This window comes from Arachidicoccus rhizosphaerae, from assembly GCF_900107765.1.
In the GTDB taxonomy this organism is placed as follows: domain Bacteria; phylum Bacteroidota; class Bacteroidia; order Chitinophagales; family Chitinophagaceae; genus Arachidicoccus; species Arachidicoccus rhizosphaerae.
In genome coordinates, this window is record NZ_FNQY01000015.1 from 16,285 (window position 1) to 35,720 (window position 19,436).

The 19,436-nt window shown below is 36.3% G+C and carries 11 protein-coding genes; 3 read left to right on the plus strand and 8 right to left on the minus strand.

Annotation, left to right across the window (positions count from 1 at the left end; all coding sequences use genetic code 11):
• Positions 1-18 precede the first annotated feature (18 nt).
• Positions 19-1,734, minus strand: coding sequence for an arylsulfatase (locus BLU80_RS12880; protein ID WP_091399118.1), 1,716 nt, complete (start codon positions 1,732-1,734; stop codon positions 19-21).
• Positions 1,735-2,040: 306 nt separating this feature from the next.
• Here BLU80_RS12880 and BLU80_RS12885 point away from each other — a divergent pair, with 306 nt between their 5' ends.
• Positions 2,041-3,552 carry a hypothetical protein gene (locus BLU80_RS12885; protein WP_091399121.1) on the plus strand — a complete coding sequence of 504 codons (1,512 nt, stop codon included), beginning with the start codon at positions 2,041-2,043 and terminating at the stop codon, positions 3,550-3,552.
• 154 nt (positions 3,553-3,706) lie between these two features.
• Here BLU80_RS12885 and BLU80_RS12890 read toward each other — a convergent pair whose 3' ends face one another.
• From BLU80_RS12890 to BLU80_RS12905, 4 genes are all read right to left on the minus strand, one after another.
• Positions 3,707-5,734, minus strand: a complete 2,028-nt coding sequence (locus BLU80_RS12890; RefSeq protein ID WP_211481837.1) for a RagB/SusD family nutrient uptake outer membrane protein — start codon at positions 5,732-5,734, stop codon at positions 3,707-3,709.
• A 43-nt stretch (positions 5,735-5,777) separates the two neighbouring features.
• Positions 5,778-9,017, minus strand: coding sequence for a SusC/RagA family TonB-linked outer membrane protein (locus BLU80_RS12895; protein WP_170831236.1), 3,240 nt, complete (start codon positions 9,015-9,017; stop codon positions 5,778-5,780).
• 348 nt (positions 9,018-9,365) lie between these two features.
• A complete protein-coding gene (locus tag BLU80_RS12900) occupies positions 9,366-12,014 on the minus strand; it encodes a DUF2309 domain-containing protein (protein ID WP_091399126.1) in 2,649 nt (882 codons plus the stop codon).
• Positions 12,011-13,450: a proton-conducting transporter transmembrane domain-containing protein gene (locus tag BLU80_RS12905; RefSeq protein ID WP_139188151.1), complete on the minus strand. Its 1,440-nt coding sequence runs from the start codon at positions 13,448-13,450 to the stop codon at positions 12,011-12,013. The genes BLU80_RS12900 and BLU80_RS12905 overlap by 4 nt, the downstream gene beginning before the upstream one ends.
• 136 nt (positions 13,451-13,586) lie before the next feature.
• Between BLU80_RS12905 and BLU80_RS12910 the strand changes: the two genes are divergently transcribed.
• Positions 13,587-14,549 carry a LysR substrate-binding domain-containing protein gene (locus tag BLU80_RS12910; RefSeq protein ID WP_091399130.1) on the plus strand — a complete coding sequence of 321 codons (963 nt, stop codon included), beginning with the start codon at positions 13,587-13,589 and terminating at the stop codon, positions 14,547-14,549.
• 17 nt (positions 14,550-14,566) lie between these two features.
• On the opposite strand, the gene BLU80_RS12915 is transcribed toward BLU80_RS12910, so the two are convergent.
• On the minus strand, positions 14,567-15,700 hold the full coding sequence (locus BLU80_RS12915; protein WP_091399133.1) for an L-threonylcarbamoyladenylate synthase: 1,134 nt from the start codon (positions 15,698-15,700) through the stop codon (positions 14,567-14,569).
• Between the two features lie 85 nt (positions 15,701-15,785).
• The gene (locus BLU80_RS12920) at positions 15,786-16,301 is read right to left on the minus strand and encodes a hypothetical protein (protein ID WP_091399136.1); all 516 of its coding nucleotides are present in this window, start codon (positions 16,299-16,301) and stop codon (positions 15,786-15,788) included.
• A gap of 908 nt (positions 16,302-17,209) precedes the next feature.
• Between BLU80_RS12920 and BLU80_RS12925 the strand changes: the two genes are divergently transcribed.
• On the plus strand, positions 17,210-17,479 hold the full coding sequence (locus BLU80_RS12925) for a helix-turn-helix domain-containing protein (protein WP_091399139.1): 270 nt from the start codon (positions 17,210-17,212) through the stop codon (positions 17,477-17,479).
• 379 nt (positions 17,480-17,858) lie between these two features.
• On the opposite strand, the gene BLU80_RS12930 is transcribed toward BLU80_RS12925, so the two are convergent.
• A complete protein-coding gene (locus tag BLU80_RS12930; protein ID WP_091399142.1) occupies positions 17,859-19,088 on the minus strand; it encodes an AAA family ATPase in 1,230 nt (409 codons plus the stop codon).
• Positions 19,089-19,436 lie beyond the last annotated feature (348 nt).

A 19,436-nucleotide genomic window follows, 5' to 3' on the forward strand; every position in this document is an offset into this window, starting at 1 on the left:
AACTGACCTATTCTTAAACTAAACAGCCGGTCCCTTATACTGAAAGCCCGTATTAAACTGAAACTTTGGGTAGTTCGGACTAGCAATCATAGATACTTTCTGAACTTGCAATTTACCACTTTTTACCCATACCTCTCCTCTTTCCTCCATTTCTGCAGCGAGTTTTTGGTATAGTTCATTATATACCTCTTTTGTTGTTTCATCACCCATCAGATTTTTTAACTCATGTGGATCCTTTTCCATATCAAAAAGCTGTTCCTCTCCAGTCAACGTAAAGAAAATATATTTATAACGATTACTGCGAATAGCTATCCAGGCATTATCCGGTTCATAGCATCTACTATGCTCAAGGCAAAGTGTTTCACGCCAACCCTCCTCTCCTCTTAAAATTTTTAAAATACTTTCTCCATCTACTTTTGAGGGCAGCGTGAGCCCTGCCACATCGGCCAGGGTCGGAAAGATATCTCTCAGTTCAATCAGTTCTTTTCTTTGCTGACCTCTTTTAAAATTAAAATCCCTTGCACCGGAGGGCCATCGCACAATAAGCGGCACCCTAGCAGACGGATCATAGGGCCTGGTTTTTCTATACATATGCTGATCTCCCAGCATCTCCCCGTGATCAGAGAAAAACAAAATAAACGTATTTTCATATTGACCGGCTTCTTTCAATGCTTGAATCACCCTGCCCAATTGCTCATCCACAAAAGAAATCGCGCCTGCATAGGCTGCCCTGGTTGACTTTATTTCATTTTCGGGAAATATAGCGCTGGAGACTTCAGGATTTTTATCCATCGTAGAGAACTTACCTTTATATTTCAAAGCAGCCCATTGCCCGACTTTTGCCTTGGGAATCTCAATTTGCTCATAATAATCCATCCAACGCTTTGGCGGGTCATATGGAGGGTGAGGTCTTTGAAAAGATAACTTCAGGAACCAGGGATCATCCATATGATGGTTTGCAATAAAATCGATGGCCCTATCTGCAGTCCAATATGTCGCGTGTAATTCATCTTTAAATGGAAATGGACGTCCTCCACGTGCATCATTATAGCTTAAACCAGTTGCATTAATATTTTCTCCAGGTGCCATTTTTTTAAACCAGGCCTCATAATCACAAATAAATCCATCCGGATTTTTAGTATACCAGCCTTCCTCCAGATTAATCGTTTTATAACCCTGCGTATTGCGTGGGGGGCCAAAATGATTTTTTCCCGTTACAATTGTATCATAACAATGTTGAGAAAAGAACTGAGGCAAGGTCAATTTATAATATTGAGCAATATTATTCATATATCCCAACATACCATGATGCCAGGGAGTGAGGCCTGTTAAAAGACTAGTTCTGGCCGGCGTACAGCTAGGTAATGCACAATAACAATGATCGAATCGCGCCCCTTCCTTTGCAAGTGCATCAATATTTGGTGTTTTAAGCCAGGTTGCACCATAACATCCGAGAAAATCTCCTCTATGCTGATCATCCATAATCATCAAAATATTCAATTTATCAGACTTTTTATCTGATTTCATGATAGAAGCACTAACTGGATTATCATCCCAATCCGTTTTGAAATTTCCTAATTTGGAGGCCGCTAACGGAAAGAGAGCAAGCCCACCAATTCTTTTAAAGGCTTCCTTTCTGCTTATGCTTTTTGGATCCTGCTCCTCTGTTTTTTTTGTTGAGTTATGAGCATCTAGCAAGGACTTATTACTTGATCCCTTATGACTATGTTTCACTTTTTTATTCTTTTACAGGTTTTTATTTATTAATTCACAAGACTACAAAGGTGATCAGGCACCCTTAGGAAACAGGAAATTAATTCAAAAAAAGAAAAATATACTAAAAACCGGCCATAAATAAACAGAATTCCCTCTCTCCTAGTCAACTATTTATGTAAAAAGCTAACCTGAATATTCCAATTTCGACCACTATTTTTACTTATAATGATTTCATTTATTTCATTTTAGATAATTATTACATATATTTGAGATTGTTTTAAGTATATTTGACATACATAGCTGAAAATTTATAATCGAAAAATTATGGTAGAACACTTTATCATTCCATCCTTTGTCCGCAGCTGGTTGGATAATCTGATCGAGCTGAATCCAAAAGAAAAAGAGACCTATCTGGATCTAGAAAAGCAACTCAATGAATTACAAAAGAATATAGATCAATATTTTACGGATAGGGAGCAGCTTAAAAAACTAACCAAAACCTTTAGTCAGGACCTGGTGAATGCCCACATTATGTACAGAGAATCCTATACGGAATTTTTATCTTCTCTCATAGCTTATCCTCCCGCAGAAAGGGATGCCCGAGGGATTATGAAACCACCAGAGGATGCCCTTACGCCTAGGCAAAAAAGATTTTTGCTATATTATATCAATTCGGAACTGGATCTACTATTGAACACCACTTTAAACCGCGAACAAGACCCGGCAGCACTCAAATTATTCCAGGAGATGCATCATCTTCAATACCACGTATGGTATACAGAAAAAATAACCTATTTGACCACGGAAATTAAAAGCTACCTGGAATCTCACAATATTCCAATCGTCCCATGGAAAAGATTCCCAGAAAATGACACAGAATTATTCGAATGGGCTAAAAACTGCCTTTATGCGTTTTATACTCCTTTACAGGAAAGTCGACTGGCCAAAACGGCAGGTAGCAGCTTCGCCAAACTAACTTTGGATGAAGAAGACCCAAGGAAGAACACATTTCCAGGCAAAGTCCCTTCACTTAAAAATCAACAAGATTATATCAAGGGGATGACTATCGCATTACCTACCTCAGAAATGGGACAGAGAATGATAAAGCATACATATAAATGTTTAAAATATCACTTTTATCAATTATATTGTTTTACGCTTGAAGAAGGATGGGAAACCTTGGGGACAGCCTTTTTAAAGCAACGCGAAAAGGTGAAAATCCAATTAAAAGAATTTAGAAAGCAAATTACTATCCTGCCTGATATTTTTGCAATTTTAAGGCAGGAAATTGTCGAAAAGCAAGAAACAGTAAGTGAAGAGATTTTTGAAAGGCTTCAGGTTGCCTGGCACGCAGGATTATTTACTGAAAATCTAGGGCCCATACTTGTAAAATGGTTCAAAATCAAAACAAAGGACCCAAGTATTTTAAAAGAAACGCAGAAAATCATTTTTATAGTAGAAATACTCTCAAAATTGAATAAAATGATTAGAGGCCGTATTCAACTTTTAAGAATGGAGGATGAATATACTTTGCTCACTCATTCGGAAGATCGCAATTACAAAGTCATCAAGGAAAAATCACTGGAAGGAAAAATTGATTTTTACCTTAAAAAATCCGAAGAATACAAGCAGAGATTAAATGAAACTAAAAATAATCCCAAGGAACGTACAGCATATATATTAAAGGTGCTACCTAGAGTATTAGATTATCAACCAAAAGACCCGGAAAACCAGAAAGAACTTACTGATCTTTTCTGGTCTGGGGAATTTGTCAGGCTATTCAACCAATCAAAAAATGAAGATGGAGAATTCGATTTTGATGGATTTTCTTTTTAAATCATAAAAAATATATACCAAAAAATCTACCGGGTATTCCAGATAATCCACAATATCCAAAAACCCGGTAAATCTTTATGGTTCAAATTCCTGGTGCAACTTACCAAAAAAGTCTTTAGCTTAATATTGAACCGAATTTTATTGATAATTCCATTTAATTACTCAAAAAGCCATTGAGCCCAGAACTCCCAGTCTGACCATAGCCATTATCTCCATACTGTTCCGCATTATCTATCTGACTTAAGAAATCATAAGAAATAGGTCTATAATAATCAATCGCACTATTGAAACTGGCGGCGGCTCTGGGATTCGCCTTCGGTAAGGCTGTTTCAAAAGCGTGATGACGCTTTAAAAGTGCCCAACGATCAAATTCACCGCAGAGTTCACGGGCATATTCATCGAGTACATCCTGTTCAGTAGCACTTGTAAGATCATGTTTAGCAGCCCCGGCTCTGACGGCTCTGTCCCTTAGCACATTCAGGTAGGTGGCGGCTTTAGCTCCATTCCCTAATTTTTGTTCGGCCTCTGCGGCAATCAGATACACTTCTGCCATTCGCATTATAAACATATCTCCTTGCTTTACTTGCAGATTAGATCCATAATTTAAGCCGTAATAAGACCAGTTAAATTTGGATAGCGAAGGATAAAGCTCATAGCCATTATTTACCTGACCTGTCTTTGCCGTCCACTCTGCAGCCGTTGACAGATATCTGCCATCACTGGCAAATAAATCATTTATATTAATTACAGCATATCCTCTGGCAGCTTTTTCTATTGCAGACATGTTATCTTTCGAAAGATAAATAGCAAAACGGTCTTCATCTGCCTGTAAAGGGTATGGATTAACATAAACATTTGTCGAAGCTTCTAGTTTATTTATATCTCCTGAATGAACACCCTTAGGCCAGACAGATGCAACATATTGATTGCCACCATAGGTAGCTGCTGTTGCATTAACATCTGCATAAGGATAGATCTTTTCCCCAATATGTGAAGCATCTATACCATATTTACTGCAAATAGTTGAAGTCAAGGTTACAACATTGGCATCATAAGTCAACCAGCCAGGCTGTACCATTGAAAAATTTGCAAATGCCGTGGTAAAACTATTCTCCCAACGAGAGTCCCAACTTGCATCAAAACAACCAACTAAATATTTACTAGGTGCAAAATTATTGTTATTAACACGCCCATAGAAATAGTTCTGTTTATTTTTCATAATAACAAGCTCGGGAAGGGAGTTAGGATCACAATAAGTATAGGAAAACAGTTTATTGGACTTAGAAGCATAATTCCAGGCATCGCTTTCTCCACTCACCGGGCCAGAGGCTACAAATAAGGCTTCCTTGTTGTCCCTGTTATTGGCATGAGACCATAAGTCTGCTACATTGTCATATAGCATGGCATTGTAAGAACTGGCATTCGCAATCAGCTCCTCAGATACATCCTTTGCTCGTTGCCAATAAGAGGTACCGTTTTCACTTAACCCTTCCCCAGCCCCTTGAACATATGCTCTGGCCAATAGGCCTAATGCAGTTTTTTTGCAGACTCTGCTTGCAGTTCCGTTTAAAGGAGTTACACCTAACGAGGAAGCGGCCTCAGTCAAATCCTTGATAATCTGTGTATAAATTTCTGCAATTGTATTACGTTTTGGAGTCATATTAGTAGCCACGCCTGCTGACTCCAAATTTAAGGTCACCGGACCGTAATATGTCGCTAATAAAAGGTAATAATATCCCCTGAGACATTTGGCCTCCCCCACCATTTCGTTAATAGTGGCGGAATCTCCATCTTCGAGTGCTGTAGCACCATTTATAACGGAATTACAGGTGGAGATGACAGAATAAGCCTGAGTAAAGAGTTTATTGGTGCCATTGGTACTGGTAGTTAGTCCTTCGTAATAATATAGTTCTTTAGTATTATCATTATCATTATGGCTCAGCCATAGATCCGTTCCTGTTTCAGACACGTACAGAAAATCGGAGGCTGAAAACAGTTGATCATACAATGGTGTATAGCATTGTACCAACAAACCACTCCAAGTATTAAAACTAGTTTCCGTAGCATCCCCTGCGGTTGGGTTATATTCATCCAGATTGCAGGATGAAGCCAGACAAATAAAAGCCATTGCGCTACCTATAAGGGTATAAATCAAGGTCTTATTTAATATTTTCTTTCGCATTATAATGGATTTATAACTTTTTATTTTAATCAGATAGTCTATACTAAAAACTGAGGTTTAGACCTAGTACAATCTGTTTTGTTAATGGAAAATCTAAACTGCCATTCTGCTCAGGATCATATTGTTTTAATAGATGGCTTTTAGCCACCACCAGCGGATTGGTAATGGTGCCGTAAAACCTTAATTTATCCAGTTGCATCTTTTTAAGAGTGATATCGGGCAATGTATAACCCAACGTAATATTTTTAATCTTAAGGAAAGATCCATCTACATAAGAGAGACCATAGAAGCCCACGTAATCCTGTCTTTGTTTAGAGGCGTTCAGCGCTGGAAAGTCATTTGATGGATTTGAAGATGTCCAGTAGTTAAAATAACTTGGAAAATTATCACTGCCACTCGGATCATAATCAGTTAATAAAGAATAATCAATAGTCTGTCCATACCGCATATAAGCATAAATCGTCAAATCAAAATTGGCATAGGAGAAGGTATTTTGAAACCCTAAAGAAAAATCAGGCGAATTATGTCCCACTATCTGGCGGTCATTATCACTAATGGCATAAGGATTATCCGCATTATACAAAATTTTATTTCCATCGTCACCTGTAACATAATTGCCGTTAGCATCCAGTTTATAAAAAGCATTATCTCCGGCGCTCACCAAATTAGGTACTTCAATTTTCAGATCACCGGGTTCTTCACCAAAGGCAGCAGCTTGAGCTTCTTCCCCATTTTGCCACACACCTAAAATTTTATAGCTGTAATAAGAGTTTATCGGCTGACCGACAAGAAGGGCATAATCTCCGTTAACAACAGGTGTTGAGCTTTTTTCTGCAAGTTTTGTAATCATCTCTTTATTAGCAGAGAAGGTCAAGGCAGAACTCCACGAGAACTTCTTATGGGCAATATTGGCTGTATATAATCCCAATTCAATACCTGTATTTTTTGTTTTTGCAATATTTACACGGGTCTGGTATAAGGTACCCGCATTATATGCTCCATTAGTTACCGGAATATTTTTAGTCCAGATTACACCATCCGTATTGGTAATATAGAAGTCCCCCGTAAAACGTATACGATTTTTAAGAAAATCTGCATCAATTCCGATATTGGTGTTATAAGATCTTTCCCAGGTAAGATCGGCATTCGCCAGCAATTGGGAATAATTATACTTATTGACCTTTTGCCCGCTTAAGGAATAAAAACCAGCTTCTATGTTTGAAACGGAGGAATATGGATCTATGCTGGCAGTACCTGAAACCCCATACCCTACACGTAATTTTAAGTTAGAGAGCCAGCTTTTAGTCCCCTGCATAAAATCTTCTTCTGATATACGCCATCCGGCAGAGACTGCCGGGAAAGCTGCCCATTTATGCCCATCCGCCAATTTAGAAGAACCATCTTCGCGTATGGATGCTTGAAAAAGATAACGATCTTTATAAGAATAATTCAACCTTCCAATCAGGCCAAGGCTTCTGGACATGGTATAACTAGACCCAACCGAAGGGCTGGCCCCTGCACCCAAATTCTCCCAGAGATATTTATTAGAAGAAAACTGATTGTTACTCATATTGGTAAATTCACTCTGATTATGATCATATGTACTAACCCCCGTCAATTTAAAATTATGATCAGCCCCCAGATTAAATTCATAGGTGAGGATATTCTCCCAACGGTAATTATAATTTCGATTCTGGACTATTGTAGCTGCCACTGTAGGTGTTGTACCGGTGGCATTAGCTCCTTCAGCCCAATAATACTGATAGGATCCAATTCCAACGAATGTATTGCTTCTAGCATAACTAAGTTGTCCGCTGATTCGAGATTCAAAAGATAAGCCTTTAAGCGGTGTAAATCGTACATATGGATTAAAATAGAGACTAAAATTATTGCTCTGGTCTCTGTAGACATCTGGATCCGTGTCTAATAGGAAATTAACTGTCTGTTCGTCTCCAGCCACAGGTAATATTTTTAAACTTCCATCTTCATTAAAAATAGTTCCATAGGGTATCGCTCTGAGTGCATTTTCAATTTTGGAATAAGCGCTAGAGCCCGTATTATAAAACATCTGCGTATTTAAACCTGCCGAAAACCAATCAGTAACCTTATGATCTATTTTAATGGTTGAGCTCAACACTTTATAAGCATCTCCTTTATATTGACCAGATTCATTATTATAATTCAATGAAAAATAAGCCCTGGTTTTCTTCGTTCCTCCGGATAAAGAGAGGCTATGATTTTGGGTCATATTATTTTTCATAATTGCTTTTACCCGGTCGATATCCTCGCCCCTTTGATAGGCGTCATATACTTCTGTCGAAAGAACCTGATCATCTGTGGTGTATGATCCGGCTTCTTGTTGTGCAAGTTTTTTGGTGTTAAAATATGAATCACCCCTATGTACTTTAGGCGTCATCGACCATCCAGAATATCCAACATAAGCATCATAATTTACTTGTGTCCGTCCCTCTTTTCCGCTCTTTGTAGTAATCAGAATTACTCCATTGGCTCCTGAGGCGCCATAAATAGCGGTAGAGGAAGCGTCTTTTAAGACATCTATACTCTCAATGTCATTGGGATTTAAAGTGCTGTAGGAGCCAGGCATACCGTCAATTAATACCAGCGGGTTACCACTGGCACTTAATGAACGGGTACCTCGTAGTTGCATATTTACACCTGCCCCTGCCTCACCGGAAGATTTAGTAATATCCAGTCCAGGCACTTTACCTTGTAGAGCAATCATTGGATTACCACTGGGGTTTAAAGTTACATCATCTGCTTTAATGCTGGTAATGGCTCCTGTTAGATCCTTCTTTTTCTGGGTTCCGTATCCGACCACAACGACATCATCTAGCGAAGGATTATAAACTGTTAAAACAATTTTTAAATCTCCGGATTTATTATAAATTACTTCTTTATCTGCATAACCTACGTATGAAACCACCAAAGTAGTACCTGGTTGTATGTCAATGGTAAATTGGCCATTTAAATCTGACAACACACCTTTAGTCGTCCCTTTAACCTTAATGGAAACACCAATCAGTGGCTTTCCTTCTGCGTCGGCAACAGTTCCTTTGACCGGTGTTAAATCTCTTCCGTTATTGCCCAACACATGATTATAGGTGTTATTTCCAGAGGAATTACCAGATTCGCCCGTCCTATGGCTACCTGCCATTATAGGCGTCACAGGCAGTAACAGCAACAAAATAACTGCACAACCATAGCTCTTAAAGGCGCTAGGCCCAAAAAAGGCTCCAGACTTTAAAATAATTTTTTTAATCATTTTTTGCATTAAATTTAATATACATATATGAATGCACTATTCATTAGTAAACATAGATTACAAAAATATTAATATTAATATTATCTAATCTTTCAAATGTTCGCAAAAAATTATACAGGATTACCATCTGGATTTAAACGGCAAATCTTTTGGAAGGGCTTAAATAATTATAATTCCAGAATGCATTCCAGGTAGTTCATATGTTCCAAACCGCAAACAATATATCATAAGCAATAAATCAAATAAGCCACTCTTGAAGTACTGATAGAAAAAAGGATGGGACCAGGAAAGTCGATATGATATATCGGTTCCGGCTCCTATCCTTTGAAATAAATAATCTTAATAAATTCAAAGAGGCTGCACCATCTGTTTATAAGCGTCAATTTGATTTTTCTGTTCAGGATCCATCACAAATAATAAAATCCAACCACCTTCAATCAAACTCTTAAGTTTAGGATCGCCCTTTAAAATCTGGTCAATATATCTTCTGGGTGCCTGCACTAGGACACTTATTCGAATTGGATCATGATAGACTTCATCATCTGATTTCATAACAGACTGTAATGGCAATCCTATTTTCAAATCACTACCATTCCCTTCTACAACTCCATACTTTCCGGTTATATTATGAATAATCTTCGACCCTCCTCCAAATTTCTGATTGTCTACTGTAGAAAAATAATAGTGATTGCTAATCCATTGTACGACGACAAGAGGGCCTTGCATAATCCCTTTTAAGATATTACCATCAGGATCCATTGCCCAGTCATAGGAACTCATAAAACAATCACTAAATTCCCCTTTTAAGGTTAGGGATCTTGGACCAATAACATAACCTTTGTGACCGGACAATCCCCATTCAGGTCTGGATTCTGACCAGCTATTTGATTTTAACTTTGCAATAGAAGAACTGTTAACTGGTTCATTGAGTCTTTCCTTTGTCAGTTGGGCCTGAGCCCATATTAAATCCTTTTTCAATTGTGCTGCCAATAACAAATGGCTGGCGGGGATATCCTGATCAAACAGTTCCACCTCGTCAGTAGAAGTAATGTGCTCAGCAGCAATGAAAAAAGTTTCTTTCGGAATCTCTATATCATACTCTTTCTTTAAAATATTACGGACATTATTATTATTGGCCAGCATAGCCAAGGTTCTGGCATTATACTTACCAGGCTGTCCGGCGCAAGCGCCGCAATCAAGACTCGAAGCAAAAGGATTATTTGCACTTTTGCTCGCATGCCCTGTGAAAACAACCAAGGGCGCGAAAGATCTCCAACCACAGCTATCGAACGTACCCTTAACGATTAAAGCCTTCTGATCATCACCTATATCGTCTATGGTACTTGTAACATCATGATGATGGTGTTGTAACAAAGGATTATCAGAATGTATAATTGAAGGTTCTTTCTCTATCTTATCTTGATTTATGCCACCACTTCCTGCCCGCTTATCCCCAACAAAATCATGCGCATACAACGCCAAGGTACTCACTTCATCCAAATCGGGATTTAAAACAATTTTAGCCGAAGTTTTGCTGAAGCCGGTTTTCGTATTGGCGATAACTTCACTTGATATTCTATCCGAAATTACTGGAACAGCGGATGTAATATATGGTTCATATAAGGCCTCATAACCGCTCTTATGCTTTAATAGCCAGTGTTCTGCTCTATTAGGGCTCCATAATCTGAGTAATAGAAAAGCACCATAATATAATCCAGAACCTTCAACATATCCAAAGGCAGAAGGCAGGATATTTTTCATGCGCTTCAAAAAATAACGATAACTGCTTAACTTTCGCCCTTGTTTTAAATAAGCCTTCTGAGCATCTTGTCTATCTCTAACAGGTTTTTCTCTTACCAAATAGGAGGAAGCTCCCACTGCTGGAGAAGACTTATAAGTCATTCCTGTTTCAGGATGTTGATAATCCATCATAATGCCAAAAGCTCCTGCTGAACCAAAGGTTTCATAACGAGGCTCATCTTCTACATTGGTATTTGCACCCGCCTGCTCAAGTATCCGGCGTAGCCTTTCAGACCTTGTATCCAGACAAAAGACAAGTTGTGCCGCTAAGCCAGTTTTTAATTTTGTGTTGGGATTATTCCCGATTATAATATTTTTAGGGCCTGTCTGAAATTCATCGAAACGTTTGCTACTTTTAAGTATTTCTGAAAAAAATCTTTGTTGCCAACTCTTCTCCCATGCCTCCAACCAGCACCGTTGTATTTTTATTATTTCCCTATCAGAGAAATCCACTACCGTCGGTTCTTCTGACATAATAGCAGCACCAATTAAGGACGCTATCCAAAGCCGGACTGCCAGGTAATCAAGTAAACTGATAGGATATTCCTGTTGCCAGATTGAATTGTTTTGTACGCGATATTTAATAAAACCAACCCACCCAGGCAATGCAGCAAAATGCCGCTCAAATATTTCCTGAAAAGCCTCAGGTTCAAAATCAAATAATACCTCTTGCAGCGCTTCTTCAGGGGTTTTAGGGATCGTCGTTAAGCGATGTCCATTTTTCCTGGCAAGGGCCATGAGATCGTTGTCATGAACAACAAGCTTACGCCAAGAGGTATAAAACCCCATATCCTTAAAGGGCATTGGCCATGCTGCCAGACCCTCATCTAAAAATAAAGAAAGCCATTTTACTGTAAGTCGGTCCAGTTCATGTTTATCATTTGGGAAATCAGTAAAAACAACTGATTCCATTTTCTGTAATGTATTTTCAATACTAGAATGAATACCAACAGTATTAAGCTCATTAGTTAATATAACTTCATCAATTTTTTTCTCCTGCCATGCCTTTCTGAATACTGAACCACTTGGCAAGGTCTGCCCACCAAAAACCGGGCTTGCCTTTTTAAGGGCTGTAAAAAAGGGCAACGCTTCATAACCGGCCAATGGATTCGATGTCACAAATCCATAAAGCGGCCACGTCTTTCCGACCACTTCAGCAGCTTCATTAATAACCTTATTTAAGAATTTATAATTCATTTAATATTTTTTTTATAACGCAGCAAGGTCTTCTTATAGGGCTGTGAATCATTAATTAGCTTAACATATAACCAAGGAAAACTTTCGTAAATACCCAATTTCATGATAAAGAAGCCAATTAGGAAGATAACGCCAAAGACAATTTGTAAAACAGAAAGTGATTCGGGATAATCTATCATAGGCAGATCATGCATGAAAATTGTTGTTCCATTATACATTAAAGCATACAAACCAATACTTAACAGAAAAAATATTGGTGCTATAATTAGTTTTTTTAATATTGAAAACTCATCACGTTTAATAATATTTTCCATTGCCTGTCCTACTGTAATAGCTACAATTAGAGTAAGGAAAATTCCGCCATCAAGATGCAATCCCTTGCCTGTAATCCATGCAAAAAATAATGCGCCCAATATACCTAGGGCAAAAACAAAAGCTGTCTGCCATTTAGTTCGACTTGGTCGCTGAGGTTTTTTAGGGGATAAATGCTCAATTTCCTCTCCTGATGATAGGAATAAATAAGCTTTATAACATCCATGTAATATCAAATGTACAACTGCAGCATTGAAAAATCCAAGTCCACACTGCATAATCATAAATGCCATTTGGGCAGTAGTTGAACAGCCGAGCTTTTGTTTTATATTGACCTGTATCAACTTTGCGAATTGCGCGACTATAGCAGTAATTCCTCCAATAAAAAACAGCAAAGTCATCGTATCTGATTTAAAAAACAAGGGTGCAAGTAATGTAAGAAGTATCCCTGCACCATTAACAAATCCTGCATGCATTAATGCAGAAGCAGGAGTTGGAGAAGTCATGGCTGACAAAAGCCACCTATGAAATGGAAACATTGCGGATTGAATAGCCGCCGCTATTATTATGCAGAGGGCAGAGATCAATAACAACCAATAAGGAATATCGCCCACTGAAGATATAATTCCTGTAACTGTAAACTGATTCAATTCAAAGGATAGCATTAGCAATCCTATTGCTAAAAATAACGTTCCTGCTAAAAAATGCTTTTGGCAATATCTTGAAGCCTCTCTTGCTTCTCCCCATCTTCTATCTATACCAATCAATCGGGACATAAAAAATCCCATCCCAAGCCATGCCACAAGTATTATTAAAACATGGTTCGCAAATACCAACAAAGAGACTGAACCAGTAAAGCCCAAAGCAAGCAGTACAAATCGCTTGTAGTATTTGAACCCTATCAAGTACTTTCCCGCGAAATTGATAACCACTGCTGAAAAAAAACAAACTGTTGCCCAGATTATCAGAGATAAACTACTGATTCTAAATAAATCACCATACGTCCAGTTAGGAGCCTCCGGATAATACCAAACAATACTACCAATATTTAAAGCAAATAGCGCCCATAAAAAAAACGCCACCATCCTGTATAAAAGGCTGGGGCGGAGATTTTGATCATTCATAAACTAATTCTTGTTATTTATCGTGAACGCTAATTCAATATCTAATCTTAGATATTCTTTATTTATGTTGCAAAGAAAGCACAGTTTATGTAATAAATTCTATTTATATTTGCTATATCATACATTAATATATTTTATGGATTACACATTAAGTCAGCTACAGATTTTTTTAAAAATCGTCCAAAATCAAAGTATTACCAAAACGGCAGAAGAGCTATATATGACTCAGCCAGCGGTTTCCATACAGTTAAAAAATTTCCAGAATCAATTTTCTATCCCCCTCACAGAGGTAGTAGGAAGAAAACTTTACATCACGGATTTTGGAAGGCAAATTGCAACTTCAGCTAAAAGAGTCCTAAATGAAGTAGATGCATTGAATTACACATCCTCTGCTTTTAAGGGCGAATTAACGGGCAGACTACATATTTCTTGTGTATCTACCGGACAATATGTACTTCCAAGTTTTCTTTCTGGCTTTATGGAACAACATAAAGGTATTGATTTACAAATTGATGTTACGAACAAATTACAAGTCATAGAGTCCTTAGAAAGAAATGAAGTAGATTTTGCCTTGGTATCTGTCCTACCTAAAAAACTCAATATCCATAAAGAAGTCTTACTCCCTAACAGGTTATTTTTAATAGGAAAATCAGCAAAGAATACTGCAATAAATAGTAAAAACGAAAACAAAACAAGCAATACTCCTCCAAAAATAATCAAAAAGGCCCAATTTGAATCGATGCAATTGATTTTCAGAGAACAAGGCTCAGCTACTAGGGATTCTATGGAAGGATTTATTCATAAACATAAGCTTCCAGTTCATAAACGCATCCAACTTGCAACCAACGAGGCTGTCAAACAAGCTGTAATGGCTGGCATTGGTTATTCCATAATGCCTGTTATAGGATTAAAATATGAGTTAAGAAACAGTGCCTTGCAAATAATTCCATTCAAAGGACTCCCCATTACAACTAATTGGTGCTTAATATGGCTCAAAGCAAAAAAATTATCTCCTGCAGCTACAGCCTATTTGGAATTTATCCAACAGGAAAAGCAACATATTATTGAAAACAAGTTCAGTTGGATTAAAGATTATTAAATATTCCGTATCCTAATTTATCTTACAGCTGCTCTACCCAATCTGTCGTTAATAGCACTCCCAATCCCCTCCTCTGGCATACATTCAGCAAAAATCACATCAAGTTCCAATTGGTCTAGTTGATGCAGGGCACCATAAAGATTAGAAGCCGCTTCTTTCAAATCACCAACAGGAGATAACTGTATTTGACATATAGGTAAATTCTCACAGATATTTTGAGAAAAATAAAGATGTTTTAAGCTTATAATCCCTATCCTGGCTGTCTTTTCTTTTATTTTATACTTCAATTGAGACTCAAGCGTTTCATAAATCTGCATTTGTTCCATTAAAACATTAAAGTTTACAGAATTTTGAATGACGTCCTTATGACCTAAATCAGGCAAAAGATATAAAGGTGTTTTGGGGGCATAGTGAGAGAGCGACATTCCAGAAGTTATATGCGAAGTCACCTTCTCCTCGCTATCAATAAATATTTGAAGGTTATTACCCTTAATCTCCTCATTCAATAATTCTCCTTTAATACCCTTAGACTCAAAATACTTAACCTTACCTATTATTGCCTGGATGTCCAAATCTGTAATAACCCCTTTTCTATAAATAATCGGCATGGTATCATCAAATCCAATGATTGTAGATTCTATCCCCTTAGATGAAGGACCTCCATCCAAAATATATTTAATTCGACTTCCCAACTGGTCATTAACATGCTGCACAGTTGTGGGACTAATATAACCATATGGATTTGCACTTGGTGCTGCTAGAGGAAAAGGTAAATTCCGAAGTAACTCAAGCGCCAATGGATGCGCTGGCATGCGCACTGCCACTCGAGGTTGTCCAGCTGTAATAGCATGATGCACTGTAGGTGCTTTTGGCAAAAGGAAAGTCAAAGGACCTGGCCAAAACCAGTCCATTAACTTCAAGGCATTTTCAGGAATTGAACTAACAATTCCCGCCAGATGATCTGAGCCTGCTACATGGACAATTAATGGATTTGTGGCTGGTCTTTTCTTAACAGCATAAATCCTCTCAATAGCAATCTCCCTAGTCGCATCGCCAGCTAGTCCATAAACAGTCTCAGTCGGAAGGCCTATTACCTCTCCCTCCATGAGCAGTTCACATGCATAATCTAAATCCTTTCCGATAGTTGCCATAAATTATTTTTAAATTAAATCAACCTTCTTTCAAATCATGGTTTATTTTAACCTTAAACAATAAAGGATACCTAACAATTATTATTTATTCAGGTAAAATTTCCCGAATTTCATTTTTATGTTTATTAGCAATGAGTAAATGCAAGTTATATTTACCAGACAACAAATCATTACGAAATATTTCCACACTTTTCATCTTGAAGGCCTCATAGCGAAGCAATTTCTCCGTAAGTGTTTCTATAGTATCTGAACATGTTTTTAATTTACCAATTTCAAATTCACAAAACCGTCCTGAATACCCCCCGACTTTCATTACCAGATTAATAAAGTTACAACTCGTCTCTCCAACAAAATAAACGTCCGTAATCTTTTCCCTTTTAATAAAATCATGAATTATCTGGCTTTCATCTGCTTCAAATCTGAAAATTCCCGCAGGTGCTGTCATAAAAAAGGCATTCTCATAGTGACTTGAAATGAAACGCTCCAGACGGCAAAGCGGGCATACAAGAAAAAGCTTATTATGGTTATTACCAGGCATTTCATTATATGTCAGGGAAAAATCTGGAATAGTGAAAATTTTATTTTTAGCCTTATCTAGCATCTAATCAATTTTAAACTGAGCTCATTTTATATTTTCTTAATTGGAAATATAAACGGAGGCAAATGTATAAAACTAAAATAACCATCAGACATTACAATCATTCATATGATATTCTATAATCTCCTCACACAGCCCAATTCTCCCCATACAAAAACTAATATATATTATAAGATGGGAAAAGACAAAAGAACTTAATAAATCATAATCTACTAATTTAAAGTAGGTTATAAAAAGTAACATCCATATTTTATAAGAGAAAAAAAATTAAATAAAAATCCCATAAACACAATTACAATAAAAGAATCTTATAATGACTATAAAAAATTAAAATCATTCCAGATACAAATAAGTCGAAATTGGAAACAAATCATGCAAATAATCAACCAGACTTCAATAAATTTGGATAAGGTAAGCCACTTAAGTAAATGAGAAAAAAAATGACCTACCTATCCGATTCAGCCTGTCAATGATAATTTATTTTAAATAAAAAGAGTTATAGGCAACCAAATACATAAAAGAAAGTCCTCATTGTTAATCAATTCTTTGGCAAAACCACGAAAAGATAACAAGGTTAATATTTTTTCAAAGTATACAGAATTTAAATAACAAACCTCATACACATGAAGTCACACTAAAATGATTGCCTTTTAAAAGTTTCCTCTAATCGAACTTATAAATATTTAAATAACTCAAAATAAAAAAGACAAATTAAACACTAATCTCATTGATTCTTATAAACACAATGCTTGCCTATTCAATGGCGCAAGCATTATATAGCAAAACAAAATAAATTAAAATTTTTGTATAGCGAATTTATACATATGTATTATTTATCTATCTATTTTTTAAATTTATTTTATTGGTAATAAAAGATTAGTAGTTTCATTTTTTAATTTAAAACAAAACATATGACTAGATTAGGTGAATATCTGTATAGCAAATCTATAAATCAATCAGAAATAGCTCGTAAAACAGGTTATAGCAGAGCAAGAATAAACCAATTATGCAATAATGAAAAAACGCGTCTTGAGGCAAAGGAATTGTATAAAATATTTTTGGCTATAGGAGTAAATCCAGGAGAAGAATTTAATAAATTATATTTTGATGTAAAATTAAGTCCTGATACATCAAAAAAATCAGATTCCACCAAAAACACAGAAGGTGAATCATTGGCTTAACCATCCGATTTATAAAGCAATTCAAATAAAGATTTAAAATTCGCTAAAAAATTAGAAACTTAAATACAATAAATACCTCTTTATAGCCAAGGTGATCTTATGAACCGCAATAATATCCGAGATTATAGACTGTCAATATCATTCCTAGAGCTATGTCGCAATTTTGCGCGTCATAGCTCTAGGTTCCGCTGATTGTATATCATAGTAATCTGGTTAAAACAAAGGCAATTTTTTCAGTTTCTCCCATCCGGGGGCATTCTTCTTCAGCTTGGATTCCGCTTCAGTTTACTAAGTAACGACAGCAACCACCTTTTACCCCTAACTCGAACTTGCGGTTCAATTACATTAAAAAATTCAAACCATAGACAAATGGAATTAATCAGTAACAATTTAATGGGAACAGATCTGTACATCCATTATTATCTTTTTCAACAAACCACATCTCATCCTGACTTAAAATATCCAAATCAAGTAGCATAGGTTTAACATCTGTAAATATCAATTGTCCCAAATCAGTTTTCAAATTAACGAATTTTTCCATCAATCTCCTAATTAATAAAGAGTCAATACAACAACCGAGATCATCAACGAAAACAACTTTATTGTTAAAAAGAACATCATAGAAAACACACGCTAAGGAAAAAATCCTTTTAGTTACGCAAGAAGCTTCAACATAAGAAGAGGTACTTTTAATGTCATTAATCATCCGTTCAATCAAAAGTTCTTTAACTAGGTATCTATCATCCATCTTCACCATTAAGATTTCACCTATATGAGTGGCATATGTAAGCTCTTTTTCCTTTGAGAGGCTAATTCTTCTTTTCATATCTTCCAAATTGACTGCTTCAGTAGACAGAAAATAATCATGTATATCTTTATTATTGAGTTTTAAGGAAATAAAATTTAAGTCGATACTATTCATCATTCTTTCAACAAAATTTTTGAAATTATGGTTCAGATCAATTTCCTTTACCATATTTAGAGAACTGTCTTCTTCATCTGTAATAACAACCAACGTATTCTTAAACCACAAATATGCATTCAAAATATCAATGGATTGTTCGTTACAATTATTAGAAAGCAATTTTAATATTGGACAATCCTCCTGAATCAAACCTTCAAAAAAGCCGTCTTTGCAATTCCAATTTGTCCTCAGATCTTTATTTAAAAAAAGCTTAGAACTATTACCATCAAAAGTTCGTTCAAAAAGCATGACATACTCTTCATGCTCCGGTCCAACAAGCATTAAAGCTTCCCTCCTGATTTTATGATTAAATATCTCGAGGTTATATCTAAACCACGTTCCATTCTGAATAAACACAATAATAAAAAGCTGTCGTTGAAAATCCTGGGATTGAAAGACAGAATTTTTATAGGCATCTGGTAAAATCTCTCCAGTAACTATTTTTTTTAAATAATCTAAACATTTGATAAAGTCTGATTTTCCGGAACCATTCAGGCCATAGACTCCGGCTATTTTATTTAAACAAACACCATTCACGTTATAGAACTGGCCATTCTCTAAACTCTTTTCCCTGCCACTTACCATAACAAATTCTTTTTGAATTCCGAATGAAAATACATTTTCAATTAAAAGTTTCACCAACATAATATCAACATTTCATGCAATATGGCGTTATTTTTAATAATTTGAAATAAAATATAAAATCAGTGGAATAAAATACTACCATTTGGCATTAATAGCTGTAAAAAGAATAAATAACACCAAATTTAAATCTAATCAGCAATGCAATCAAACTAAAAAAATCACTTCAAATCAGTTAAACATAGTTCAAACAATTATCCGACATCCAGCAATATTAGAAAATTAAAATCAAAAATATTAAATTCATTTTTCCCAAAAAAGGTCGTCAATTTCTGATCAGATTAAATTCAATCAAGATTTAATTTGCCAGATTGGAACGACCTATTTTGCCACACTAAAGAAGACACTATC